At 66.2% G+C, this 26357-nt stretch carries 18 protein-coding genes; 9 read left to right on the forward strand and 9 right to left on the reverse strand.

Translation table 11 applies throughout. The annotated features are described in order from the left end of the window. Positions 1 to 52 precede the first annotated feature (52 nt). From U0025_RS23760 to U0025_RS23795, 8 genes are all read right to left on the reverse strand, one after another. On the reverse strand, positions 53 to 916 hold the full coding sequence (locus U0025_RS23760; RefSeq protein ID WP_004210228.1) for a Rossmann-like and DUF2520 domain-containing protein: 864 nt from the start codon (positions 914 to 916) through the stop codon (positions 53 to 55). 32 nt (positions 917 to 948) lie between these two features. Next, entirely contained in the window at positions 949 to 1809 is an 861-nt protein-coding gene (locus U0025_RS23765; protein ID WP_004210230.1) for a class I SAM-dependent methyltransferase, read from the reverse strand. A 68-nt stretch (positions 1810 to 1877) separates the two neighbouring features. Further along, positions 1878 to 3077, reverse strand: coding sequence for a CaiB/BaiF CoA transferase family protein (locus tag U0025_RS23770; RefSeq protein WP_004210232.1), 1200 nt, complete (start codon positions 3075 to 3077; stop codon positions 1878 to 1880). Next, positions 3074 to 4186: a CaiB/BaiF CoA transferase family protein gene (locus tag U0025_RS23775; protein ID WP_004210234.1), complete on the reverse strand. Its 1113-nt coding sequence runs from the start codon at positions 4184 to 4186 to the stop codon at positions 3074 to 3076. Before U0025_RS23775 ends, U0025_RS23770 begins: the two co-directional genes overlap by 4 nt. After that, the gene (locus U0025_RS23780; protein ID WP_004210236.1) at positions 4183 to 6270 is read right to left on the reverse strand and encodes a hydantoinase/oxoprolinase family protein; all 2088 of its coding nucleotides are present in this window, start codon (positions 6268 to 6270) and stop codon (positions 4183 to 4185) included. The genes U0025_RS23775 and U0025_RS23780 overlap by 4 nt, the downstream gene beginning before the upstream one ends. Continuing rightward, positions 6267 to 8072, reverse strand: coding sequence for a hydantoinase B/oxoprolinase family protein (locus U0025_RS23785; protein WP_004210238.1), 1806 nt, complete (start codon positions 8070 to 8072; stop codon positions 6267 to 6269). Before U0025_RS23785 ends, U0025_RS23780 begins: the two co-directional genes overlap by 4 nt. Positions 8073 to 8081: 9 nt before the next feature. Continuing rightward, positions 8082 to 9491: an aromatic ring-hydroxylating oxygenase subunit alpha gene (locus tag U0025_RS23790; protein WP_004210239.1), complete on the reverse strand. Its 1410-nt coding sequence runs from the start codon at positions 9489 to 9491 to the stop codon at positions 8082 to 8084. After that, a complete protein-coding gene (locus tag U0025_RS23795; protein WP_037490918.1) occupies positions 9488 to 10780 on the reverse strand; it encodes an amidohydrolase family protein in 1293 nt (430 codons plus the stop codon). Before U0025_RS23795 ends, U0025_RS23790 begins: the two co-directional genes overlap by 4 nt. Before the next feature lie 179 nt (positions 10781 to 10959). Between U0025_RS23795 and U0025_RS23800 the strand changes: the two genes are divergently transcribed. From U0025_RS23800 to U0025_RS23810, 3 genes are read left to right on the forward strand one after another with little or no spacing between them, the layout of a single operon-like run. Next, positions 10960 to 11277 (forward strand): 2Fe-2S iron-sulfur cluster-binding protein, encoded by a 318-nt coding sequence (locus U0025_RS23800; RefSeq protein ID WP_004210242.1) that lies wholly within the window; start codon positions 10960 to 10962, stop codon positions 11275 to 11277. Next, complete coding sequence (locus tag U0025_RS23805; protein WP_004210244.1) at positions 11274 to 12554, forward strand: cytochrome P450; 1281 nt, start codon at positions 11274 to 11276, stop codon at positions 12552 to 12554. Before U0025_RS23800 ends, U0025_RS23805 begins: the two co-directional genes overlap by 4 nt. 5 nt (positions 12555 to 12559) lie before the next feature. Further along, positions 12560 to 13399 (forward strand): SDR family NAD(P)-dependent oxidoreductase, encoded by an 840-nt coding sequence (locus tag U0025_RS23810; protein ID WP_004210245.1) that lies wholly within the window; start codon positions 12560 to 12562, stop codon positions 13397 to 13399. On the opposite strand, the gene U0025_RS23815 is transcribed toward U0025_RS23810, so the two are convergent. Beyond that, a complete protein-coding gene (locus U0025_RS23815; RefSeq protein ID WP_312312942.1) occupies positions 13381 to 14586 on the reverse strand; it encodes a TetR/AcrR family transcriptional regulator in 1206 nt (401 codons plus the stop codon). The genes U0025_RS23810 and U0025_RS23815 overlap by 19 nt on opposite strands. Before the next feature lie 226 nt (positions 14587 to 14812). On the opposite strand from U0025_RS23815, the gene U0025_RS23820 reads away from it, so the two are divergent. The 6 genes from U0025_RS23820 (at position 14813) to U0025_RS23845 (ending at position 26344) form a co-directional block, all read left to right on the forward strand. Next, on the forward strand, positions 14813 to 17077 hold the full coding sequence (locus tag U0025_RS23820; RefSeq protein WP_004210248.1) for a TonB-dependent receptor: 2265 nt from the start codon (positions 14813 to 14815) through the stop codon (positions 17075 to 17077). Positions 17078 to 17100: 23 nt separating this feature from the next. Beyond that, on the forward strand, positions 17101 to 18192 hold the full coding sequence (locus U0025_RS23825) for a tyrosine-protein phosphatase (RefSeq protein WP_004210249.1): 1092 nt from the start codon (positions 17101 to 17103) through the stop codon (positions 18190 to 18192). A gap of 120 nt (positions 18193 to 18312) precedes the next feature. Next, positions 18313 to 19725 (forward strand): succinylglutamate-semialdehyde dehydrogenase, encoded by a 1413-nt coding sequence (astD, locus tag U0025_RS23830; protein ID WP_004210250.1) that lies wholly within the window; start codon positions 18313 to 18315, stop codon positions 19723 to 19725. Positions 19726 to 20087: 362 nt separating this feature from the next. Next, positions 20088 to 22814 (forward strand): TonB-dependent receptor, encoded by a 2727-nt coding sequence (locus tag U0025_RS23835; protein WP_004210252.1) that lies wholly within the window; start codon positions 20088 to 20090, stop codon positions 22812 to 22814. A 105-nt stretch (positions 22815 to 22919) separates the two neighbouring features. Continuing rightward, positions 22920 to 23612, forward strand: a complete 693-nt coding sequence (locus U0025_RS23840; protein WP_004210254.1) for a DUF6250 domain-containing protein — start codon at positions 22920 to 22922, stop codon at positions 23610 to 23612. 23 nt (positions 23613 to 23635) lie between these two features. Further along, positions 23636 to 26344, forward strand: coding sequence for an exo-rhamnogalacturonan lyase family protein (locus U0025_RS23845; protein WP_004210255.1), 2709 nt, complete (start codon positions 23636 to 23638; stop codon positions 26342 to 26344). Positions 26345 to 26357: the final 13 nt, after the last annotated feature.

The raw sequence follows: 26357 nt of genomic DNA on the forward strand, positions 1-26357 counted from the left end.
GCTCGCAGAATGCGAAAAAACAAAAGACAATTGGAGCGCTGGCCGATTCAATCTAATCGGCCAGCGCTCCAAGATCGTCGCGCAGCGCGTCGTCGTCCCGGTCGAGCGCATCGAGTGTCGCCAGCGCCATCGCGCGATAGGCCAGCATCAGGTCGGGTGCGTCCGCGCTCAGCGCCGTCAGGTGATTGCCGATCGTCGCCCGGTCGCCGCGCAGCAGCGGGCCGGACAGGGCATCGATCCCGCGATCCAGGCTGTTGTCGAGCGCGGCCCGGACCAGTGGCGCCAGCAGCGCGCCGGGCTCCACCACGCCGGCCGTCGCCAGTGCGTCGGAGGCACCGGCGATCAGCGTCACCAGATGATTGGCCGCATGACAGAGCGCGGCATGATAGAGCGCGCGATGTTCTTCCGCGACCTCGACCGCAACGCCACCCAGCAGCGCGACCAGCCTGCGTGCCGCCGCGATAGAAGGCGCATCGGCGCCGGTGATGGCGAAGCGGGCGCCCTGCATTCGCGCGACTTCGGCGGCCGGATCGCCGGTGAAGGTCATGGCGGGATGAACGGCGGCGGTGATCGCGCCCTGCGCTCGCAGCGGGTCAAGCAGCGCCGCGCCGCTGCGCCCGCTGACATGGCAGATGGTGGCAGACAGCGGCATAGTGGCCAGATCCGCGATCACCGCCGGCAGGGCGTCGTCCGCCACCGCCAGCAGGATCAGGTCGCAATTGGATGACAGCGAAGTTGACAGGGCAACGGCCTGCGCACGGCCAATCGCCTCGAGCGCAGCGGCGGCATGATCCGGATTGCGACCCTGCACCAGGATCGGCGCAGCGCTGTGCGGCGCCAGTGCCAGCCCCAGCGCGCGCGCGACCCGGCCGGTGCCGATGAGGCCGATCTGGCGATAGGCGGGATGCTCGGTCATGGCGCGCCTATATCCCGGCCGGTGCGGCTACTCTAGCCCGGATTGGTGGCGGTCACGATCCAGGCGGCGCCGTCGATCAGGATCGCCGTCTCGCCGGGCCGCGCGGCGAAGGCCTGGCGCACCGCCTGGGCGGCGCGATCCCGCACATCGGCAGGCTGATCGGCGAGCGCGCGGGAGAGCGGGCCGACCTCGAACGCCATGGCGAGCGCATCGTCCAGCGCGGCCTCGCGATTGGCGCCCTGCCCGAAGGGGATGACGCCATCGATCGGGGCAAGGTCGATTTCGGCAAAGCCGGCCTCGGTCAGGATGCGCGTCACCCGTACCGGATCGCCAAAGGAGAAGGGGCCGGGTGCTTCGGGATCGGGCGGCGCCAGCGGCGGCACGATGTCGCGGATCGCGCCCATCGGCAGGCGCACCCAGTCATTGTCCGCCGCCGCGCGCCAGCAGACGAAGGCGATCCGCCCGCCCGGCCGCAGCCAGCGCCGCATATGCGCAAAGCTGACCACGGGATCGTCGAAGAACATCACGCCGAAGCGCGAGAAGAGCAGGTTGAAGCCGTGGGTGGTCAATGTCGCGCTGCCGGCATCGGCCAGCGCGTAGCGGATCGGCAGGTCGGCGGGTTGCTGCGATTGGGCGAGCGCGATCAGCGGCCCGGAAATGTCGAGGCCCAGCACCTCGCCGGTTGCGCCGACCTGGCGGGCAAGCGCGATGCTGCTGGTGCCCGCGCCGCATCCCACGTCCAGCACGCGCTCGCCTGGCCGGGCGGCGGCCGCTGCCATCGCCGCATCGCCAAAGGGCGCGAGCATGGCGTCGAGCCGCTGCCGATGCGTGACCCAGCGCTCCCCGCTCGATCCGTTCCAGTCCGACACCTGATAGACATTGGGCTGCGCCATCTTCTTTCCTTTTTGCGAATCGTTCGCAAAAATCTAATGGCTGGCGATCAACTTGCAAGAGCGGCTGATTACCAAATGACGCGACGGGCGATCAGGTCGTCAATTTCGCTGTCACGCAATCCCAATATCTCGCTATAGACCAGATGGTTATGCTCGCCGAGCAACGGCGCGCCACGGGTGATGCTGGCCTCGTCCGGTGTCATGCGCCAGCCCGGCCCGATGATCGGTCGTGGCTCGCCCTTGGCGTCGCTGACCATGCGATAGGCATCCAGCGCCCAGAGCGCCTCGCTGCCGATCAGGTCGAGCGAGGACTGGCTGCGAAAGGCTGGCACGCCCGCCAGAAGCAGCGCCTGCGCCATCGCTTCGGCGTCCCATTCGGGACTGCGTTGGGCGATCGTCGCGTCGAGCGCGTCCCGATTGGCGATGCGGGCGGCCGAATCGGCGAAGCGGGGATCAACGGCCAGCACCTGCGCGTCGATCGTGGCACAGAAGGCGCGCCATTCCCGGTCATCGGCGATGGCGAGACTGATCCATTGCCCGTCGGCGCAAGGATAGCAGCCATGGGGCGCCATGGCGGCATGGGCGTTGCCCGTCACCTGCGGCAACTCGCCGGTCAGGCCATAGGCGAACAGGCTGTCACCGACCATCATCGACAGCGTCTCGACCGCTGAAAGGTCGATAAACTGGCCCTCGCCGGTCGTTTCTCGATGGTGGAGCGCGGCGATGATCGCCAGTGCGGCGGCGGCGCCGACGGTCGAATCGCCATAGCGGATATTCATCCCCGCCGGCGTCTCGCCCGCATGGCCGACCAGCGCATTGAGCCCGCCCAGCGCCGCGAAAGAGGGGGCATAGCCGGTCTGGTAGCCGAGCGGCCCGTCGCGCCCGTACATTTTGATCGAGAGCTGGATGATGTCGGGGCGGATCGCACGGACATCCACATAGCCCAGGCCCGATCGCTCCATCGCGCCGGGCCGCAGATTGTCGATCAGCACATCGGACGCGGCGATCATCGCGCGCAGATGGGCCATGCCCTCGTCCGACTTCATGTCGAGCTGGACGCTCAGCACCTCCTGATTGATGCTGCGGAAATAGGGGGCGCTGTCGATATCGGCCCCGCCATAGGCGCGCATCTCGTCCAGATTGGCGCGGCTTTCGACCTTGATGACCTCCGCGCCGAGGAAGGCGAGCAGCTTGCCGGCATAGGGGCCGGCCCAGACCTTGGCGATCTCCAGCACACGGACACCGGCGAGCGGTCCGCCCCGGCTCATCGCAGCATCGCCTGATCGGCGCCGGGTGCGGGGGCCGGGCTGTGCAGCACCACCGGCGAGGCGCTCATGCGATAGGGGACGGTCGGATGCAGCGCACCGCCCAGCGACTGGAAGAAGCCGCGATGCCGATATTGGACATGGTCGATCAGGTCGGCGGCGCTGTTGACCTGCACCAGCGGCACGCCCGCCTGCTGCGCCGCCTGCGCCACGACATCCTTGGCCTGGGTCGCGATCCAGGCGCGGAAATGCCGGCGGAAATCGGTGACCCGGTCGCGCGTGCAATGATATTCCAGCCAGTCCTCCGGGAAGGCATCGGCCCAGTCGGGATCGCCCATCAGCGCACACAGCCCGCGCCAGTGCGCGCGCGTCGTCATCAGCAGATAGACATGGCCGTCGGCGCAGACGAAGGCGGCGCCCGGCCCGCCCATGTCATAGCGAGTGCGTTCCGGCCCCGGTTCCGCATCCCCGGCCAGCATCCGCCCCAGCACGCAGTCGGCGCGCGACAGTTGCACGGCGACCTCGCTGATGTCGATCGCCTGTCCCATGCCGGTCCGCCGCTTGCGCAGCAGCGACGCGGCGGTGCAGAGCGCGGCCTCCAGCCCCGCCTCATAATCGCTCATGAACCGGCCTGCGCCCATCAGCGGCGGCCGATCAGGTGCGCTCTCGCTGGGCGTGTGCCAGGCCCAGCCGCCGGCATTCATAACGTTGATCGGGCGCGCGACCTGCCAATGGGGCGGGGCGTCCTGGCCAAAGGGCGTGATCGCGCAATGGACGATATCGGGCTGGCTCCCCAGCGCCAGTCCGTGCTGCGTCGCCCAGTCCGGCCCATGATCGTCGATTAGCGCATCGGCGCGCGCCAGCAGCCGGTCGAGCAGGGCGCGGTCCTGCGGCGCATCGAGGTCGAGCTGCACCGATTTCTTGTTGCTGTTGAGGTAGCGGAACAGCGTGCTCTGCCCGTCATGAAACGGCCCCATGGCGCGGGTCGGGGCGCCGCCGGGCGCTTCGACCTTTATCACCTCCGCGCCGAAATCGGCCAGCAACCGGGCGGCAAATTCGCCCGTCACCCGCTCTGCCGTCTCCACGATCACCAGCCCGGCCAGCGCCGTCACGACTGGCGCACCAACAGATAGTCGCCGACATCATCGACCCGCGCCTGCCAGCCGGGATAGACGGCGATGGTGGTGAAGACCTCCTCGATGATCGCCGGGCCGGTGACGCGGGCGCCGGGGATCAGGTCCGGCCCCTTGTGGATCGCGACATCGGCAAAGCCATCGCCCAGATTGGCGCGGCGATGGGCATGGGGCGCGGGTTCCACGACCGGCGCGGTGAAGCCGCCACCGGCGGGCGGCATCGGCGTTTCGACCTGGGCGGTCAGGCGCACGCCGGTGATTTCCGGCACCTCGCCTTCGCGGACATGGCCATATTCGGCCAGATGCCGCGCGTTGAAGGCGGCGATGGCGCGGGCCGACAGCGTCTCGTCGACAAAGCCCAGATCATCCAGCCCCCGGCCTTCATGCAGGTCGAAGGTCAGCGCCCAATTCTGCCCGGCATAGCGCATCGCCACCCGCCAACGGGCCTGCACCGCCTCGGCGGCAAAGCCGGCTTCGGCAAAATGCGCGGCGGCATCGGCGGCCAGGTCGGCCCACAGGCCGCGCAGCCGGTCGAGGTCCAGCGCATCGGCGGGCGCGCTGCACGATCGTTCCTCGTCGATCGCCGGATGGGCGACCAGCGTGCCGAGCGCGGAGAAAGTGGGGGAGGCGCGGGGCACCAGCACCTGGTCGATCCCCAGATCCTGCGCCTGGATCGCGGCGAAGGCCGGGCCGTTGCCGCCATAGGCGAGCATCGCCATGTCGGTCGGATCCATGCCCTTGGCCGCCGTCGTGCGCCGCACCGCCTGGGTCATATTGGCGTTGACCAGCCGCCAGCAATCGAACGCTGCCTGCTGCGCATCATAGCCCAGCTCCGCGCCCAATGCCGCGAACGCCTCCGCCACGCCCTCGTCGCGCAGGCGGAAACTGCCGCCGGCAAAGCCTTCGCCGGTGGAGAGGATGCCCAGCATCAGCAGCGCGTCGGTCACGGTCGGCCGCAAGCCGCCCCGGCCATAGCAGATCGGCCCCGGCGCCGCGCCGGCGGAGGCAGGCCCGACCTTCAGTTCGCCCTTGTCGACATGGCAGATCGATCCGCCACCCGCGCCCAGCGTCTCCACCTGCACCATCGGCACACCGACCAGATAGCGATGATGCATGTTCCATCCCGCTTCGGCCGGCGCGGCGCCGTCCTGCACCACCGACATGTCGTAACTGGTGCCGCCCATGTCGACGCACAGCAGGTTGCGATAGCCCTTGGCGCCGCCGGTCCGCGCCGATGCGATGACGCCGCCGGCCGGGCCGGAAGCGAGCAGGCGGATCGGCGCGGCTTCGATGTAAGCGCGGGTCATGACCCCGCCGGACGCCTGCATCACCATCAATTGCTTTGCATAGCCGGCGTCGGCGAGCCGACTGACCAGTCGTTCGAGATAGGCGTTCACGCGCGGCGCGACATAGGCGTTCACCACCGTCGTGCTGATCCGGTCATATTCCGGCGCGCGCGACAGGATGCGGTGCCCAAGCGAGACGGGGATGCCGGGCATCTCCTCCGCCACGATCTGCGCCACCCGATCCTCATGATCGCCATTCACATGGGCGAAGATCAGGCCGATCGCGACGGATTCGACCCCTTGCTTGCGCAGCTTGGTGCAGGCCTCGCGCACCGCCTCTTCGTCCAGTGCCTCATGCACGCTGCCATCGGCCAGCACCCGTTCGGGCACGGTCAGGCGGCGGCGGCGCGGCACTATCGGGATCGGCGGCTCCAGCCGCACGTCCCAGATGCTTTCCTTGTAGCCGCGTCGATATTCCATCTCGTCGCGGAAACCCTGGGTGGTGATGAGGCCGGTGACGGCACCGTCCATCTCGATCAATATATTGTCGGCGACGGTGGTGCCGTGGACGATCGCCTCGCAGCGCTGGAGGAAGTCGCCCAGCGACAGCCCCTCCTTGCCGGCCAGCGTCTCCAGTCCTTCCATCACGCCAATCGAGCGATCCTGTGGGGTGCTGAGATTCTTGTGCAGGATGACCTGACCGTCCTTTGGCCCATCCTTCAACAGGGCGAAGTCGGTGAAGGTGCCGCCAATATCGATGCCGACGCGATAGCTCATGCCGCGATCCGCTCCCCGCGCAATGCTGCCGTGGCGGCATGGTCCACCGCCAGGCTGTAATCTTCGATGGCGCCGGTCAGCACCACGCCATAAAGGTCGCGGGCGGCGGTGATGCTCACCAGTTCGTCCAGCACATCCTCGCACACCGCCTGCGGATCGCGGCGCAGCGCCGGGCCGAAGCCCGCGCCGCCGCCATGCTGATAGGCAATGACGGCCCCCGCCGGCAGTTGCGCCCGCGCCGTCAGCTCGACCCGATATTCGTCGGGCGTCCCGACCTGAAAATGATTGAGATAGGGGGTGCCGTCGGCACCACCGGCGAGGCCACTGATCGGATGATCGTGGCTGACCATCCAGGCCATCGCCATCGCCGGTTCCAATATCCGTTTCACGTTGCGGCTACCCGGCATACCACGCCACTGGCCCGCGCCGCCGCTGTCGGTGACCAGTTCGCGGCTGATGTTGATGACCGGGAAGCGCGCCTCGCCATCCTCCGCCTGCGACAGCAGCAGATTGCCGAGCGAGACCGGGCAGCTGCCCCAGCCATCGATACCCTGCACGGCGGATACGTCCATCGACCGGCAATCGACGCCCTGGTCCATCCACATCTGGCCGCCCGCGTCGAAGCCGATCACCGCATTGGGCATGCCGATCTTGTAGACCTGCGGCGCGGACCGGTCCGGCGCGACCTGCGACAGGGCGACGCACACTGCCTCGGTAATCTCGCAGGCGGGGTGGAAGGAGCCGAGCGCCGCCGGGCGGTTGGGCGCGGGGTGGGCGATGCAGCCTTCGGGCAGGATGATCTCGACCGCGTTGAACAGCCCTTCATTCTTGACGATGTCGGGATCGATGCTGGCGGCGATCTGGGTCATGATATAGCCGCGCGAATTGGCAAAGGTGTTCCACACCCCGACCAGATCCTGCCGATCGTCGGTGCCGTTGAGGTCGACGGTCAGCTGGTCGCCGGCCACGGTGCAGCCGACCTGGACGCGGATATCCCTGGTCCCCATCGTGTCATGATCGATATGGACGGTCGCGCCATAATGGCCGTCGCGCCAGGCGGAGACGGTGGCGCGCATCTGCCGTTCCGACTGGTCGATCGCATGATTGACCGCGGCCCGCACCGCGTCGGCCCCCCATTTGTCGAGGATCGCGCGGATCGATACGGTCGCCTTCTCGACCGCGCCGATCATCGCGGCGAGATCGCCGGCGAAGCTGGGGAAACGGTTGTTGCGTTCGAGCAGGTGGATGGCATCGCGCCGCTTCTGCCCGCGATGGACCAGCTTCAGGCAGGGGATGGCCAGGCCTTCGGTGAAGATGTCGGTGGCGTCGAGGGTGAAGCCGCCCGGATCCTTGCCGCCGGTATCGCCCTGATGCGCCTGCAGCGCCTGCACCAGCACCAGTTCGCCCGCCGCGTCATAGACCGGGGCATAGACATTATAGTCGGGCAGGTGGCCCCCGCCATAATCGGGGTCGTTGCCGACGAACACATCACCCGGCCCCCAGTCATAATCCTGCTGCTGCATCAGCCCATAACGGACGGTGAGCTGCGACACGAAGGTCAGATGCGGCGTGCCGATCGACCCCATGGCCAGCCGGCCATGGGCATCGACGATCGCCGCATTGCGCTCGTTCGACTGGTTGATGATCGGCGAGGAAGCGGCACGGCCGAGATGGGTTGTCGCCTCATAGCAGACGGTTTCCAGCGCGCCGCGAATGATGCTGGCCGTGACCGGATCGATCACCGTCGCGGTCGGCAGGGGCGGGCGCTTGGCGGCCAGCCGGGCGTTGAGGGCAAAGGACATGAGCCTGCCTCAGCGTCCGGGCCGCAGCGGCGGCATGGCGACATAGCGGTCGACCGCCTGCTCGAAATGGCGGATGCGGATTTCCTGATAATTGCCCAGCGTCAGGCCGCGCTTGGCGCTCGCCTCTATCCCTTCCTGTTGCAGGAACAGATTGTCGGTATCCTGATCGAGAATCCTGCCAAAGCCCGCATCCATGCCCGGCGCCTCGCAGAAGCTCTGATCGTCGGTCAGCAGGATCGGTTCGGCCGGTTCGGGGCGGGCGCCACCATCCGGCACCGGCCGCAGGAAGAACACCTCATAGATGCAGCGGCGATGGTCCCTTGGGTCCGGGCGGAAGCGATAGACCATCGGCAGCGACACGCCGGGGAAGAGATAGGTGTTGGGGAAGAGCGTGTAGGAGAAACAGTCGAGCATCTCGCTGTCGGATGTGGCGCTCAGGTCGCTGCCGGTCGCCGCGCCGAACATGGTGCGGAACAGGTCGGCCATCGCCTGGCGCGCGGTGCCGTTGCCCACTTGCGGCCGATCCTCGCTCAGCACGGACGCGTCGCCGACGGTGAACTGGTCGAGAATATCCTGCTCGGAAAAGCGCCCCTCCAGATGCGGCGATGCGACGCCCAGGCAGGAGATGAAGCGGTTCACATGATTGCCATAGACATCATATTGGCTGTTCGCGTCGGCATTGGACGGGGCGACCTGCGGGTGGGTCTCGATCACATGATAGGCCTCCATGAAGGCCTCGATCGTCAGCTTCCAGTTGGCCGGAAAGCTCTTCTGGACATGGAGGTGGATATAGCGATCCTCCAGCTTCCACGCCTTTATATGGGCCAGCGCCTCGGCGCCCAGATACTCTTCCAGGTTGGGCGCATCCGGGTCCATGTTGATCCACACGAACCCGCCCAGCGTCTGCACGCGGACCTGCGGCAGGGCGTTGTTGGCCGGGTCGACATGGGGGAAGTCCCAGGGGCAGGTGATGCTCTTGCTGGACCCATCCACGTTCCAGCTCCAGCCATGGAAACTGCATTTGAACTCGCTGGCACAGCCTGCCGATCCCGAGGCGCGTAGCTTGGTGCCGCGATGCAGGCAGGCGTTGTAATAGGCACGGATTTCGTCCGCCGCGACGCGGGTGATGATGAAGCTGTGGCGGCCGATCTCATAGACCTGATAGTCGCCGACCTCCGGTATATGCTCTTCGCGGCAGGCGAATTGCCAGCTGCGCGTCCACAGGCTTTCCATCTCGCGCCGGGCAAAATCGGGGTCGATATAGCGATCGGTGGAAATGTCCTCGCTGCCCAGGAAGGCGTAAGATTCACTGCGCACCCAGCCGGGCGCGGCGATCCTGTCGCGGGCGATGATGTCCTGCGTGCTGATCGCCGGGCAGCGGGCGTCGCCCGCCGCCATCGGGCCGCTTTCCATGTTCATGCAACTCTCCGTTGGGCGGGCGTGGCACAGTCGGTCAGGCCGGGCGCGATGCGGTGGATCGCGCCGTCCTTCATCACCATGGCCAGCCGGTTTTTGTCTTCGAGGATGGTGACGTCGGCCAGGGGATCGCCGTCCACCAGCAGCATGTCGGCGAGCGCGCCGGGCACCAAAGTGCCCAGATCGCCCTGGTCGCGCATCGCCTGCCCGCCATTGCGGGTGGCACAGGCCAGCGCGCCGGCCGCGTCATAGCCATAATAGTCGATCATCAGCTGGATATCGCGGGCGTTGGTGCCCTGCGGGTTCCAGGCCAGGCCATAATCGCCGCCGATCAGGTGGCGGATGCCGCGCTTGCGCAACGCGCTGTGCGTCTCGACCGATGCCTCGATCAGTGCGGGGATGCCCATCGCGTCGCAGGCGGCCCGGCTGATCCACGGCTCGCCATGATGGATCATCGCGTGGAACAGCCCGATCGAGGGCGCGATGACAATCCGGTCCTTCGCTTCCTCCAGCATGTCGAGCAGTTCGCTGTCGGCATATTCGACATGGAACAGGCCATCGCCCCCGGCGCGGACGCAATATTTGCTGCCCTCTATCGACCGGCTATGGGCGTTCACCTTGCGGCCGAAGGCATGGGCGGTGTCGACTGCCATCTGCACTTCCGCGAAACTCATCGGCGTTACATGGGCCGGGCTGCCGGGATAGAAGGGGTCGCCCGAGACATCGAGCTTGATATTGTCGCAGCCCTCGCGGATCGCTAGCCGCACAGCGCGGCGCATCTCCTCCGGCCCGTCGACGACACAGGAAATGCCGATGCGCGGATTGTGCAGCCTGCTTTCGTCGCCCATGCCGCCGGTGACGGTGATCTCGGTCGATCCGGCGCGGATGCGGGGGCCGGGGATATGGCCGGCATCGACCGCGTCGCGCACCGCCACGTCCAGCTTCAGCTTGGCGGCCGATGCGCCATAGCAGCTGGTGAACCCCTGATCGATCAGGCGCCGGGCCATGCGCGCGGTGATGAGCGTATGGGCTTCGGGCGAGGGCGCGATCAGATCCTCGGTCGAGGCCGCGTCGCCAAAGGAGATATGGGCATGGCCTTCGGTGAGGCCCGGCATCAGCGTCTTGCCGCTGCCGTCGATGACCTGATCGGCCGGCGCACGACCGGCGGTGGCATCCGGCCCGACCGCAAGGATGCGGTTGCCTTCAATCAGTAGGTCGCCGACAAAGGCGGGGCTGCCGGTGGCGTCCCAGATGGTGGCGTTGGTGATGAGCGTGGTCGACACGGACGGCATCCTCTTCTGCCCGCCAGACTAGGCTGCGGCCGCCCGCCGCCCAATGACTGCACGCGCACTTGGCATGTCCTCTCGCCGCCGCCCGGCCTGCCGCGCCAGTCAAGCGGCTGCGCGGCGCCATGCCTTTCCGCGTCCGGCGCCATCGGCCATCCTGCCCCTTCATGAGGAGAAGGATGTCGATGGTGCGGGTCACCTTTGTGGATGTGCATGGCGTGGAGCAGGCGGTTGCCGGGGAGGGCGACCTGTCGCTGATGGAACTGGCCAAGGCGAACGGGATCGACGGCATTGCCGCCGACTGTGGTGGTGCCTGTTCCTGCGCGACCTGCCTGGTCCATGTCGATCCGGCCTGGGTCGATCGCACCGGCGCGCCCGACGATGTCGAATATGCGATGCTCGACATGGTGTCCGATGTCGCCGGCGACACCAGCCGCCTCGCCTGTCAGATCCGCCTGACGCCGGCGCTCGACGGCCTGCGCGTCGTGGTGGCGCAGCAATGACGCAAGGCACCCTGGCGCCCGAAGCGCGCAGCCTGCTCGACACGGCGTCGATGACCGATCCGATCATCTCGGCGCGGCCGCGCGCTTATTATGCGGCGATGCGGTCGTTCGACCCGGTCCATTGGGACGAGAAGCTCGGCATGTATCTGGTGTCTCGCTATGAGGATATTGCCACGATCCAGCAGGATCCGATCACCTATTCGGTCAACAAGGGCTATCACACGCAGCAGGCCAAGGGCTTCCAGCAGGAGTTCCAGGAGATATTGGAGCGAGACGGCGGCGGCTATTTCCCCGACGCGATCATGTCCGATCCGCCCTATCACACCCGCATCCGCAAGCTGATGGAAAAGGCGTTCAGCGCCCATCGCGTCAAGGAACTGGAGCCGCGGATCGAGAAGGTGGTGATCGACCTGATCGACAGCGTCGCCGACCGGGGCGAGGCGGACGCAGTGCAGGATTTCGCGGTGCCGCTGACGGTGCGGATCATCTGCGAGCAACTCGGCCTCGACTGGAACATGAAGGACCGCATCGCGCGCTGGTCGATCGCGGTGACGGCCCAGATCGGCCGGATGCAGGATCGGGAACAGATGCTGGGCCATGCGCGCGAGATTTGCGACCTGCAGCACTATCTGATCGCCAAGATGCGCGAGCGCGAGGCCGACCCGCGCGAGGACATGATTTCCGACCTGGTCCATGCCCGCGATGCCGAGGGGCAGGCGTTGACCTTTGCCGAGGCTGTGTCGCTGATCCGGGCGCTGCTGATCGCCGGCAATGAGACGACGGCGACCGCGCTCGGCAATCTCTTCTACATCCTCGCGACCCGGCCGGAGATTGCCACCTTGTTGCAAGCGTCGGTGGACGACGACCGGTTGATGAACCGTTTTGTCGAGGAGTTGCTGCGGATCGAACCACCGGTGCGCGGCCTGTCGCGCATGACCACGCGCGAAGTGGAACTGGGCGGCAAGACGCTGCCGGCGGGCGCGCATCTGCTGCTCATGTATGCCTCCGCCAACGATCAGGAGGATGTGTTCCCCGATCCACGCCGCTTCGATCTCGACCGACCCAATATCGGTCGGCACCTGTCCTTTGGCGGCGGCGTCCATCGCTGCATCGGCCTCGCGCTCGCGCGGATGGAGATAAAGGTCGCCGCGCGCGAGATCGTCCGGCGGATCGGCGATATCGAACTGGCGATCGCGCCCGAGGAGATACGCTATCTGCCCACGGTCGCGACCCAGTCGATCGAGCGGTTGCCGATCCGCTTCACCCGGCGGGGTTGAGGCGCATGGCAGGGGAACTGGCGGGCAAGGTCGCCATCGTCACCGGCGGCGCGGGCGGCATCGGCCGGGCCACGGTGGAATTGTTCGTCGCCGAAGGGGCGAGGGTGCTGATCGCCGACCGCGATGGGACGGCCGGCACCGCGCTGGCGGCCGCGCTCGGGCCATCGGCGCTGTTCATGGCCGTCGATGTCGCCGACCGGGCGCAGGTGCAGGCGATGGTCGCGCGCGCGGTCGATGCCTTTGACGGGTTGCACATATTGTTCAACAATGCCGGGATCAGCTGCGCGCCCTTCCCGCATTTCCTGGATGACAGCCTGGCCGATTTCGACCGGGTGATGGCGGTCAATCTGCTGGGGCCGATGCTGGGAACGCAGGCGGCGGCCCGGCACATGAAGGATCATGGCGGCGGCGTCATCCTCAACAACGCCTCGATCGCGGGCCTGCTCGCCGGACAGGCGATGATGAGCTATCGCGCGTCGAAGGCGGGACTGATCCAATTCTCCAAGTCGGTGGCGATCGACCTGGCGCAGCATGGCATCCGCGTGAACTGCCTGGTGCCCGGCCATATCCGCACCAGCCTGTCCTCCTTCAGCGCCCAGGGGGCAGAGGCGGACCGGGCGGCGCGGGTCGATGCCGCGATCGACGCGGTCTATCTCTCCAACCAGCCCTTGAAGCGGCGTGGCGTACCGGACGACGTGGCGCAGGCGGCCCTGTTTCTGGCCAGCGACCGCGCGCGCCAGATCACCGGCATCGCCATGCCGGTCGAGGGCGGGGTGGTTGCCGGCGATCCGGTCAACCATCTGGAGGATATATTGGCGGCGCGGGCTCAGGCGCTTTCCGACTGAGCCGCGTCCGCAGCGGCGCGCACCATCGTGCGCAGGTCCAGCATGGCCTGTGCGCCGGCTCTGGCGGCTTCGGCCGGCGTCAGGCCGAAACAGGTCTTGCGATGGCCCGATATGACGCCGGAAAAGAGCGCGGCCTCCAGCGGCGCGACATCCCGGCCCAGGATCGCGCGGAGCAGACCGCCACTGGTACGGCCGCGCCGATAGCGCAACTGGGGTGCGAAATCGCGCAGGTCGCCGTCGCGCGCGGCGGCCAGCATCAGTTCGTCGATCGCCGGCAGTATGCGGTCGTTGCGGGGCGGCGGATTAGAATAGCGCGCGAGCAACTGCTCGTCGGTCAATGTCACTGCCTCCGGCACGGTGCCGCCGCCCGATTCCACCGCCTTGCGATAGATCATCTCGAACGCCGCGCGGACCAGCTCGGCGCTGGACCGGAAATTATAGGAAACGACGCCCAGCGTCAGGCCCGCCCGCGCGGCGACGGCGCGATGGGTCAGGGCCGCCATGCCCTCCTGCGCCAGCACATCGGCCGCCGCCTCGGCAATCTGTTCCATCGTGCCGCTGCTGATCGTCTGTTCGGGCAGGGCAAGGTCGGCCTGTTCGCGGGCGAACTGACGCCAATGGCCGGCACGCACCGGACGCCCGCACAGCCAGTCGTTCCAGCCCGCGCACATGTCGTCCAGCGCGGCGCGGTCGACCGGTCGGCGCCAGCGCATCAAATGCAGCGTCGCTTCGCCATCGAACAGATAGGCGGTATGGGCGCCATGCCCCCCATGTCCGCAGCGGGTGCAGACCTCTTCCCAGAAACTGCGCCACATCGCTGCCCAGCGTTCGCAGACCGGCACATAGCGATCCTCACGCGCGGCGATCAGCTGGCATTCGCGCCAGGCGAAAGCCAGCCGGCGTTCCTCCTCGCACCATTGGTCGATCAGCGCGGCGAGCAAGGGCGCGAAGGCGTCACGCGACATGGGCACGCCCCCCTCCAGCTCCGCCAGCCGCGCCGCGCACCAGCGTTCCGACTCGCGTTGGGCCTGCTCATGTGCGGAAAGAAACAACTGTTCCAGTGATCCGAAGTGATGATAGATTCCGGATACGGGGGTCTGGGCCAGGCGGCTGATCGCGCGGGCCGATGTGCCGCTCGCGCCATCACGTTCCCATATGTCGAGAACGGCTTCAATAAGCCGCTCCATCGCACCGATTTCCGAGGTTTTTTCCGAATTTTCAGCCGTCGCCATAGCGTCCTTTATGCCATATCCCGCCGAACTGGCAAAGGCTGCGTCGGGGCGATATCCGTGTCTCGCCGCTGTCATATTGCCGCTGTTCCTGTCATCAAACTGAGATGCATATGTAACTGCGACTGCATACAGACGTTCTAACTGCCCCTCCGAATTCAACATCATTCGGGGGATACGCATCATGAAATGTTCGTCTGTCCTGCGCCGTCGCGCACTCATTCTGGCCAGCACCATGCTGATGGGGGCGGGCTTCGTGGCTCAGGCCCATGCGGAGGACGCGCCGCTTGACGAAGGAGATGCCGGCCTTGGCTCGATTGTCGTCACCGCACAGAAGACCGAGACCAATCTGCAGAAGACGCCGATCGCCATTTCGGTGCTGGGCAGCGACGACCTCAAGGCGCGCAGCGTGGTGAGCCTGAAGGATCTGGGCGACGGCGCGGTGCCCTCGCTGCGCATCGCCCCCTTCGCCTCGCGCAATTCCGCGCTGACCGTCGGCATTCGCGGCATCGTGCCGTTCGACGCCAACCAGCCCAGCCGCGACGCGGGCGTCGGCATCTATATTGACGGCGTCTATCTCGGCCGGTCGCAGGGGCTGGGCACGGCTTTGTTCGACATCGAACGGATCGAGGTGCTGAAGGGGCCGCAGGGCACGTTGTTCGGCCGCAACTCGACCGGCGGCGCGCTCAGCATCGTCAGCAGGAAGCCGAGCGGCGAGTTTCACCTGAGCCAGACCATGGGCGTCATGAATTATGACGGCTACAAGGTCGAAACCCATCTCGACCTGCCCAGCTTCGCCAATGTCAGCGTCAAGCTGGACGCGCTCGTCACCAAGCGCGGCGGCACCACCGACAATCCGATGGCGGGCGAGGAGGATTATAACCAGCTCGACCAGCGCGGCATGCACGGCGCGATCCTGTGGGAACCGAGCAGCCGCTTCTCCGCCCAATATGATTTCGACACCTCCTATGACGCCAGCACGCCCTATTATTTCCAGATGCTGGGCAAGTCGGATCGTCTTCCGGTCGCGGACATGGTCGAGGTTCAGCCCGATCGGGCCAGGACCGCGGATATCGGCGTGCCGATCCAGAAGAGCATCGGCAAGACCCATGGCCATGCGCTGCATATGGACTGGCAGGTCGCCGATGGCATCAACCTGCGCTCCATCACCTCCTATCGTGAGCTGAGCCAGAGCCAATATGACAATGGCGGCGCGCATCAGGGCGCCTTTGCGCCCTATGCCAAGTTCGCGCGTTACAGTCTGGCGGGCCTCGACCAGAACCAGTTCAGTCAGGAAGTGCAGTTGGTCGGTTCGACCTCGCGCATCGATTTCGTCGCCGGCGCCTATTATTATCATGAAAAGGGCGAGGATTGGGCCTGGGCGCCCTATACCATGCAGTGGGGGGCAACTGCGGCTGACGCGCCGACCCGCCTGCCGACGCTGGAAGCCGGCCAGGTCACGCCCTATCCCGACCGTGCCAGCGACGCCAAGGCAGACAGCTTCGCCCTCTATGGCCAGGCGACCTGGACCCCGGCGATCCTGGACGATGCACTGCACCTGACCGGCGGCGCGCGCTATACCCGTGACAAGAAGAGCGGCGACCTGTTCAAGGTCAATGGCGTCGACAAGGATTTCCGCTTCGACATTTCCAGCAGCCGGATCGACCCGACCCTCACTCTGGCGTTCGACGCGACCGACAATATCCATCTTTATGGCAAATGGGGGACCGCCTATCGCGCCGGCGGCGCCAACTCCCGCTCCGTCACCTATCGCGCCTATAAACCCGAGGAGGTCGAAACCTCCGAAATCGGCTTCAAGGGCGAATTTCTCGACCGTCATGTCCGGCTGAACCTGGCGGCCTACAAGACGATCTACAAGAATCAGCAGATCGACTTCAACGCGGTGCTGTCCGAAGTGCCGGGCGGCCCGACCCGCACCACGATCGAGACCGTCAATGTCGATGGCCATGGCACGATCAAGGGCTTCGAGGCAGATCTGGTGGTGATGCCGGTCGAGGGGCTGACGCTGACGGCGGCCTATGCCTATACCAAGGGCGATCTGGCACAGGCGGCCAATCCCTTTGCCGGCAATGCGCTGCAAACCGTGTTCGTGGTCTACACGCCCAAGAACGCCTTCAGCGGCGCGATCGACTATAGCCTGCCGCTCGACTGGGCGACGCTGCGCGCCCATGTCGATGCCAATGGCGGCGATGGCTATCATTCCCAGTCCAGCGACGCGGCGCTGACCGACTCTTCCTTCCTGGTGAATGCCCGCCTGTCGCTCGCCGACATCACGCTCAAGGGCGACGCCAAGCTCCAGATTTCGGCCTGGTCGCGCAACCTGTTCAACGAACAGCACACCTTCTTCCAGACCGGCTCCTCGTCGCTGCAAATGGGCATTTTCAACGAACCGCGCACCTATGGCCTGGAAGCCACGGTCCGCTTCTAAAATAGAGGGAGAGAGGAAAGATTATGCGCAAGATGATGATCCGCGCCGCGCTGGTGGCGCTGCCCCTGACGATGTCAGTCGCAGCCTTCGCCGGCACCATCGCCGATCCGGTGGTGGAACGGGTGGCGTCCGACAAGCTGGCGATCCGCTGGAGCGATGCCGATCCGGTCGATCTGTTGCAGGCCGATCGCCCCGATGCCCCCATTGCCAATGCTACGCTGGTGGCGGCCGGGGACAAGGACGGCGTGCGGGAGGTACAGGTGGCGCCGGGCACCCGCCCCTATTTCCTGCTGCGCGACAGCAAGAGCGGCGCGGTGACGCGCGTGGCCGAGCGTGTGCTGGTGATGGAGCAATCCTCCAATTTCCGGGATCTGGGCGGCTATCCGGCGGCTGGCGGCAAGCATGTCCGCTGGGGCCGGATCTACCGCTCGGGTGGGCAGGCGATGCTGACCCCGGCCGACGTGGCGCAGGTGAAGGCGCTGGGCGTCGCCAATCTGGTCGACCTGCGCTCCGACGAGGAACGGCTGTTCGCGCCGACCAAGCTGGACGGCATTGCCTATAATGCTGTCGGCTATTCGATGGCCGCAATGATGCAGGGCATGAAGTTCGACCCCAAGAATATGGACATGGCCAAGCAGGCCGAAGCCTATGCCGGCACTTATCGCGGCATGGCGACCCAGTTGAAGCCGCAGTTGCGTATCGTCTTTGCCCGCCTGCTGTCGAAGGACGGGCCGCTGCTGTACAATTGCTCGGCCGGGCAGGACCGCACCGGCTTTGTCAGCGCGATGATCCTGTCGGCGCTCGGCGTGCCGCGCGATGTCATCTATCGCGACTATGTGCTCTCGACGCCGTCGCGCCGCCCGCAATATGAAGTGCCGCCGATGAGCGATGCCGTCGCGCAGAGCAGCCCGATCGCCGGCATGTTCGCACAGATGCAGAAGGGCGGAGCGATGGCCAAGGCCAATCCGCTGGTGCTGCCGGACGGCACGCCCTTCCTGACCTATGCCTTCGCCGAAATCGACCAGAAATGGGGTTCGGTCGATGCCTATCTGGCCCAGGAAATCGGCCTGACGCCGGTGGACATTGCCGCGCTGCGCACCGCCTATCTGGAATAGGCACCGCTTATTCCGGATCGGCATGAAGGGCGCGGCGGGATTCATTATCCCGTCGCGCCCGCAAGGCGCTAGGAGGCTGGAAAAGGGTGCGCTATCCTTGTCCCGCTTTCTGGAGGCCATATGATTTTCCGTTCGATCGACCCGGCCAGCGACACGCTCCTGTGGGAAGGGGAGGCGGCCGATGCCGCGACCTGCGCGGCGGCAGTGGTGCGCGCCCGCGCTGCCTTTCCGGCCTGGGCTGCGTTGCCGCAATCCGAACGCGAGGATCATGTGCGCCGATACAAGGCGATGCTGTCGGACCGCAGCGACGCCTTTGCCAGCGCGATCGCGCGCGAGACCGGCAAGCCGCTATGGGAGGCGAAGACCGAAATCGCCTCGATGATCGGCAAGGTCGACATCTCGATCGCGGCGCAGGCCGAACGCGCCGGATCGCGCGAGCAGGCGACCCCGTTCGGCCGGGCGGTGCTGCGCCACAAGCCGCATGGCGTGATGGCGGTGCTCGGCCCCTATAATTTCCCCGGCCATCTGCCCAACGGCCATATCGTGCCGGCGCTGCTGGCGGGCGATGTGGTTATCTTCAAGCCGTCGGAACTGACCCCGCTGGTGGGCGAATTGATGGCGCAGGCGTTTCGCGACGCGGGCCTGCCCGATGGCGTCTTCACCCTGTTGCAGGGTGGGCGGGACACCGGCGCGGCATTGATCGCCCAGGATATCGACGGCCTGCTGTTCACCGGATCGGCGGGCGCGGGCGCGCATTTCACTCGCGTCATGGCGGATCGGCCGGGCGTGATCCTGGCGCTGGAACTGGGCGGCAATAATCCGCTGGTCGCCTGGGACGGCGATGCGCAGGCGGTCGCCTCGATCATCGTCCAGTCGGCCTTCATCACCGCAGGCCAGCGCTGTTCCTGCGCGCGCCGGTTGATCCTGCCGCAGGGCGCGGCGGGCGACGCGATCCTCGACGCGACCGTGGCGCTGGCCCGGCGGCTGACGATCGGCGCCTGGGACAGCCAGCCCGAACCCTATATGGGCGCGCTGATTTCCGCTGAGGCGGCGGCTCATGCCAGGGCGCGCCATACTGCGCTGCTGACGCTGGGCGGAACTGAATTGTTGCCGCTGGAACAGCCGGCGGACCTCGGCGCGGCTTTCCTGACGCCGGGCATGATCGACATGACCGGGGTGAATGCGCCCGACGAGGAGATTTTCGCGCCACTGCTGCAGGTGATCCGCGTCGCCGATTTCGACGCGGCGATCGCGGCCGCCAATGCGACCCGCTATGGGCTGGCGGCGGGCCTCGTCTCTGCCGACGATGCCTTGTGGGACCGGTTCCTGCTGGAAAGCCGCGCGGGCGTGGTCAACCGCAACCGGCCGACCACCGGCGCCAGCGGGGCGATGCCGTTCGGCGGTCTGGGGGCATCGGGCAACCACCGCCCCAGCGCCTATTATGCCGCCGATTACTGCGCCTATCCGGTCGCCAGTTTCGAGGCGGCGCAGGTGCTGGATCTGACCGCGGATATCAAGGGCTTGGCGGGCTAGTCCGCACCGCAAGATTGACGGCGAAGGTGACAGGTCTTCGCCATTATCATGCCTGGCTTCCCGCTGCTCCGGCGGCGGGGGCATGTTGCGCTGCCGGCGCGAATCCCGCTGTCGCCACAGCCGTCCTCCATCAAGCCATTGCCTTGACAAGGTTCCATATCGTGGAACCCTGTTTCGTTATCATGTCATTCATCGATGATATGGCTCGTTTCGTCGCAAAGGCGGCGCCATCCTCGCGTGTCCATATATAGATATGAATACCCAATATATGGGATATCAAAGGGTTGTCGCGGCGGGGTCTGGTCGCGATCGACCTCAAACCCGTGCCCAAACGGGGGGGCACGCATAGGGAGGATGTTTAAGTGAGGTTTTCCAATTATCGCGCCTTGTTGTCGACGTCGGCCGTCGCCGCCGTCCTGCTGGGCGCCATGCCGGCCGCGGCACAAGACCAGCAGCAGCCCGAACAGCCCCAGCAGGCGCCCGAAGCGAGCAGCGAGGATATCGTCGTCACCGGTATCCGTTCCAGCCTTCAGGGCGCGCTCAACGCCAAGCGCAATGCAGCCCAGGTGCTGGACGCCATTTCGGCCGAGGATATCGGCAAGTTCCCGGACAAAAATGTCGGTGAAGCGCTGCAGCGCGTGACCGGCGTCCAGCTGACCCGTTCCGACGGTGAAGGCTCCGGCATCACCATCCGCGGCGCCGATCCGTCACTGAACCGCGTCGAGATCAACGGCGTCACCGCCCTGTCCACCACCGTGGGCGGCGGCCGCGACGTCGATTTCCGCGATCTGCCCTCCGAATTCGTCAACCGCCTGGAAGTGGTGAAGTCGGCCACCGCCGACATGACCGAAGGCGGCGTCGGCGGCACCGTGCGCGTCATCACCCGCCGGCCGTTCGACAATGGCGGCAAGCCATATCTGGCCGGTTCCGCCCAGGCCATCTATGCCGATATCGGCGACCATATGGACCCGCGCCTGGCGCTGATCGGCAGCGACACCTTCGCCAATGGCACGATCGGCGTGCTGGTGTCGGGCACGTTCGAGAACCGCAATGTCGAAAGCCATCAGGCGCGCACCACCGGCTGGGTCCAGCTGGACAGCGATCCCAATACGGCCGGCATGCAGGCCTATGACCTCAACAATGACGGCGTTGGCGATTTCTTCCCCGACATTCCGCGCTATGTCATCAACCGCCTGGAAACCCGCCGCTATGCGCTGAACGGCATCCTGGAATGGCGCCCGAGCGACGATTTCAAGGCCTATGTCGAAAGCAACTGGACCAAGTCGATCCAGTCGGTGACCTCGCAATATCTGCAGACCGGCACCAGCGGCGGCATCGTCGACACGGAAAACACCATCATCGGCCCGGACAATACGGTCGAATATCTGGTGATGACCAACAATACGTCGAAGGCGCAGACCAGCCAGCTGGGCGTGTCCTATCGCAACATTCTGGGCGACATCAAGCGCACCACCTATAATGTCGCGCTGGGCGCTGACTGGACGACCGGCAACCTGACGCTGACGCCGAAAATCTCGCTGTCCAAGGCCAAGGCTTATAATAACGAGATCAATGCGACCGCGGCCGTCACCGGCATGTCCAGCCTGATCGTCGACTATAGCAACGGCCAGAATGCGCCGAACATCATCCTGCCCAATGATCCGACCACCACGGCCGGCATCAACCAGCTGACCGTGCTGCGCCGTCCGCGCTATGACGACCAGACCGAGAAAATGGCCAAGCTGGACGCCGAGTACAAGACCGATGGTGGCCTGTTCACCTCGTTCAAGATCGGTGGCCAGTATCGCGACCTGACGGTCAAGAGCCGCTTCTACACCCGCACTACGACGCTCAATGGCTTCAGCGATCCGGCGGTGCAGGCACAGATCGACAGCATCGTCAGCGGCAATGCGGCGCTCGGCACCTCGCCCTTCTTCCACACCGGCAATCTGGGCTTCACCGGCGATTATAGCGGCTGGCTCAACATGACCCAGGGCGTGGCCGATGCGGTAGGCATTCCCGATCCGTTCGCGGAAGGCGGCTGCCCGGCCAATGCCGACGGCACCTGCCAGGTCTATACCGACACCTGGAAGGTCGGCGAACGCAACCTGGCCGGATATGGCCAGGCCAGCTTTGCCTTCGATGTCGGGGCCGTGCCCGTCAGCGGCGTGATCGGCGCGCGCGTCGTCAATACCAAGGTCAATACCTCGGGCTATCTCAGCACCGGTGGCGTGATCTCGCCCGTATCCTATGACAGCAACAGCACCGAATTCCTGCCTTCGATCAACATGAAGGCGGAACTCATCCCCAACAAGCTGATGGCGCGTGCGACCGCGACCGAAGTGATGGCCCGTCCGCTGCCGCAGCAGCTGGCACCGCGCTTCACCATCGACGTGGTTGGCCTGTCGGGTTCGCGCGGCAATCCGGATCTGCAGCCGTTCCGCGCCCGCCAATATGATGCGGGCCTGGAATATTATATCAACCGCACCAGCTTCGCGTCGGTCACCTATTTCCGCAAGGAAATCAGCTCGTTCATCCAGAACACGACCGAGCCCTATACCGATGCCAGCGGCGTGACCTACACCATCACCGTGCCCACCAACGGCACGCAGAAGGTGACGATCAACGGCGTGGAAGCCGGCGCGCAGATCGCGTTCGACTTCATCGACGTGCCGGTGCTGAAGCAAATGGGCGTGGTCGCCAACTATACCTATTCCAAGGATAGCGGCTATGAAGGGAAGGATTATTTCACCGGCGATTCCCTGCCCTTCCAGGGCCTGTCGCGCCATGCCTACAATATCTCGGCCTATTATGAGGATGACGTCGTCAGCCTGCGGGGCGCCTATAACTGGCGGTCCAAATATCTGATCACGGCGCAGGGCCGCGGCAATAATCCCGAGTTTGGCGAAGCCTATGGCCAGCTCGATGCGTCGCTCAACGTCACGCTGATGCCGGGCATCTCGATGTTCCTGGAAGGCGTCAACCTGCTCGACGCGACGCGCAAGGAAAATGCCAACAGCGTCGAACGCCGCACCATCATCGAGACGGTCGGCCGCCGCGTCTATGGCGGTATCCGCTTCAAGCTCTGATTGGCGCTCATGGCCTGGCCTCCCCCAGGTCATGAGACAGGCTGCGGGTCGGGACATGCCCGACCCGCAGCATCATTTTTTCAAGATCAAGCGGGACAGGTCGCCATGTTCTCTCGCCGCACCCTCCTTGCATCGCTGGCCCTGGCGCCGATCGCCGGCCCCTTGAACGCTGCTGGCCGCAAGCCGCTCTGGCGCGACGATTTCCGCCATGGCCTCAAACAATGGCAGCTGGAGGCGGTGGGCGATGCGCGCGTGACCGCGCAGGATGGCCTACTCGACATCGTCGCGCCCAAGGGGCTGACGCTCTGGTTCCGCAAGCAACTAAGCGGCCCGGTCGCAATCCGCTATGATGTGCGCGCCGTGTCGGACGGCGGCCCCTATGACGAGGTCAGCGACGTCAACGCTTTCTGGATGGCGCGCGACCCGGCGGCGCCCGGCGGATCGGCGCTTGGCCGCACCCGCAGCGGCACGTTCGAGGAGTATGACAGCCTCCGCACCTATTATGTCGGCATTGGCGGTAACCGCAACAGCACCACGCGGATGCGCCGCTATGTGGGGGAGCCGGGCCATCGCCCGCTGCTGCCGGAACATGACCGCACCGACAAGGCGGCGATGCTGGTGCCCAATCAGTGGTTTTCGATCGGCCTGATCGCCAACGACTCTCATATCGCGGTCGAGCGGGACGGGGCGACCCTGTTCACGCTCGACGATCCCGATCCCTATCGCAGCGGTCATTTCGGCCTGCGCACGACGCAGAGCCATCTCCAGGTCCGCAACTTCACCATCACCAAGATCTGAACAACATAAAAAGGGAGAGCAGCATGGATATCAGGGCGGGGATCAGCCGGCGCGACAGCCTGAAGGCGGGATTGATGGCGAGCGCGACCGCGCTGCTGCCGGGCGCGGCGCAGGCGGCAACTGGCGTGCGCGGCGGCGCCATGCCGGAAACCCCGGTGCGCTGGATCGACGATGCCGCCCCGCCGCTCTCGCTCGGCCAGACCTTTGGCGTGCCATGGCCGCGCGGCGTGCTGCGCGCGGGCAAGCCGCTGTCGGTGCAGGGCGCCGATGGCACTGCTTTGCCGTCGCAGCACTGGACCCTGGCCACCTGGCCCGACGGGTCGATCAAATGGACTGCCCATGCGCTGCCGGCGGGCACTGGCCAGCCCGGCGCGCTGCGCGTGGTACCGGGCAAGCCCGCCGCGCCGCAGGCGCCGGTGCTGGTGCGCGAGCTGGCCGACCGGATCGAGATTCAGGTTGGGGCGCTGCGCTGGAGCATCGGCCGCTCGGGCAATGCGATCATCCAGTCGGCGCAGCAGGGCGGTCGCACCGTCGTTGGTCCCCTGACGCTGGTCGCCAGCGTCGACAGCGCGCCCGAAGGCGGCACCCGCACGCCCTTCACCGGCCGCATCACCAGCGCCACGGTCGAGCAGAAGGGGCCGGTCCGCGCCGTCGTCAAGCTGACGGGCATACATGAAGGACAGGGGCGGCAGATCTTGCCCTTCACCCTGCGCCTCTACGCCCATGCCGGCGGCGACCATCTGCGCATCGTCCACAGCTTCATCTTCGACGGCGATCCGGCGAAGGATTTCATCAGCGGCATCGGCCTGACCGCTGCCGTGCCGATGGCGGGCGCCCCGCATGACCGTCATGTCCGCCTCGCCACCGCCGATGATGGCCTGTTCAGCGAAGCGGTGCGGCCGCTCACCGGGCTGCGCCGCGATCCGGGCAAGGTGGTGCGCGCCGCGCAGATCGCCGGCAAGGCGGTGCCGATGGACGCGATGGCGCCCGGCGTCGCGAAACTGCTCGATCGCATCCCGACCTGGGGCGATTTCGACCTGACCCAATTGTCGGCCGACGGGTTCGCCATCGCCAAGCGCACCCAGGACGGCCATGCCTGGGTCGATTCCGTCGCCGGCAGCCGGTCGCAGGGGCTGGGCTATATCGGCTCGCCGCAGGGCGGCGCGGCGATCGCGACCCGCTATTTCTGGCAGCGCCACCCGTCCCAGATCAGCATTCGGGACGCCGAAAGTGACATGGCGACGCTGACCGCCTGGCTCTGGTCGCCCGATGCCAAGCCGATGGACATGCGCTCCTATCGCGGCGTCCTGGGGATGGAGGGCTATGATGCCCAGAATGAAGGGCTCGACATCACTTATGAGGATTATGAGCCCGGCTGGGATGCCGCGACCGGCGTCGCCCGCACCAGCGAATTGACCCTCTGGGCCTGCGCCGCCACCCCTTCGGCCGATACGCTGGCCGCCATGGCGCAGTCGAACGCCGTGCCGCCGCAGCTGATGGTGACGCCCGACCGCATCCATGAAGCCGGCGTCTTCGGCATCTGGAGCCTGCCGGACCGCTCGACGCCGATGAAGGCGCGGATCGAGGACCAGAATGCCAATCTGGTCGACTTCTATGTCGGTGAGGTCGATCGCCGCCGCTGGTATGGGTTCTGGAACCATGGCGACATCATGCACACCTATGATTTCGACCGGCATGTCTGGCGCTACGACATTGGCGGCTTCGCCTGGGACAATAGCGAATTGTCGCCCGACCTGTGGTTCTGGACCAGCGTGCTGCGCACCGGCAATGCCGCCGCCTTCCGCTTCGCCGAGGCGCTGACCCGCCATACCGGCGAGGTCGATGTCTATCATCTCGGCCGGTTCAAGGGGCTGGGCACCCGCCATGGCGTCCAGCACTGGAGCGACAGCAGCAAGCAGCCGCGCGTCAGCAACGCCATGTATCGCCGCATCTTCTATTATCTGACCGCCGACGAACGGGCCGGCGATCTGATGCGCGATCTCGTCACGTCCGACCTGGCGCTGGAGCATGTCGAAATCGGCCGCAAGGTGCCGGGGGCGCAGCGCAATCCGCTGCCGGCCGGCGTCATTGACCTCAGCTTCGGCACCATGTGGTGCTCGGTCGCCTCGGCCTGGCTCACCGAATGGGAGCGGACCGGCGACAACAAGTGGCGCGAGCGACTGCTGAACGGCATGGATAGCATCGGTCGCCTCAAATATGGCTGGCTCGCGGGCAGCGCCCCCTATGACCTCAAGACCGGGCGCTTCATGGGGGCGGGGGACAAGATTTCCATCTCGCACCTCAATGCCGTGTTCGGTGCGCTGGAGGTGAATGCCGAGCTTCTCGACCTGCTCGACGTGCCGCGCTATCGCACCGCCTGGCTCGACTATTGCCGCTGGTTCAATGCCTCGCCGAAGGAGTGGAAGGCGAAGTTCGACCAGCCCTTCGGCCGCCGCAACCTCAAGGAAGGCCATTCGCGCCTGACCGCCTATGTCGCGCGCGAGACCGGCGACAGGGAATTGGCGGTCCGGGCCTGGAAGGAGTTTCTGGGCGGTGACGCGGGCCTCGGCCTGTCGAACGGCGATCCGCGCGTGGCGCTGAAGGGGCCGGCCTATGTCCGCCCGATCGTCGAATGGCCGGATGTCTCCACCAATGCGGCGTCGCAATGGGGCCTTGCCGCGATCGAGAATCTGGCGCTCATTCCCGACGCGCTCGCTGACGCCGCCAACTGATGAAGGGCCTTAA

It is taken from the genome of Sphingobium yanoikuyae (assembly GCF_034424525.1).
In the GTDB taxonomy this organism is placed as follows: domain Bacteria; phylum Pseudomonadota; class Alphaproteobacteria; order Sphingomonadales; family Sphingomonadaceae; genus Sphingobium; species Sphingobium yanoikuyae.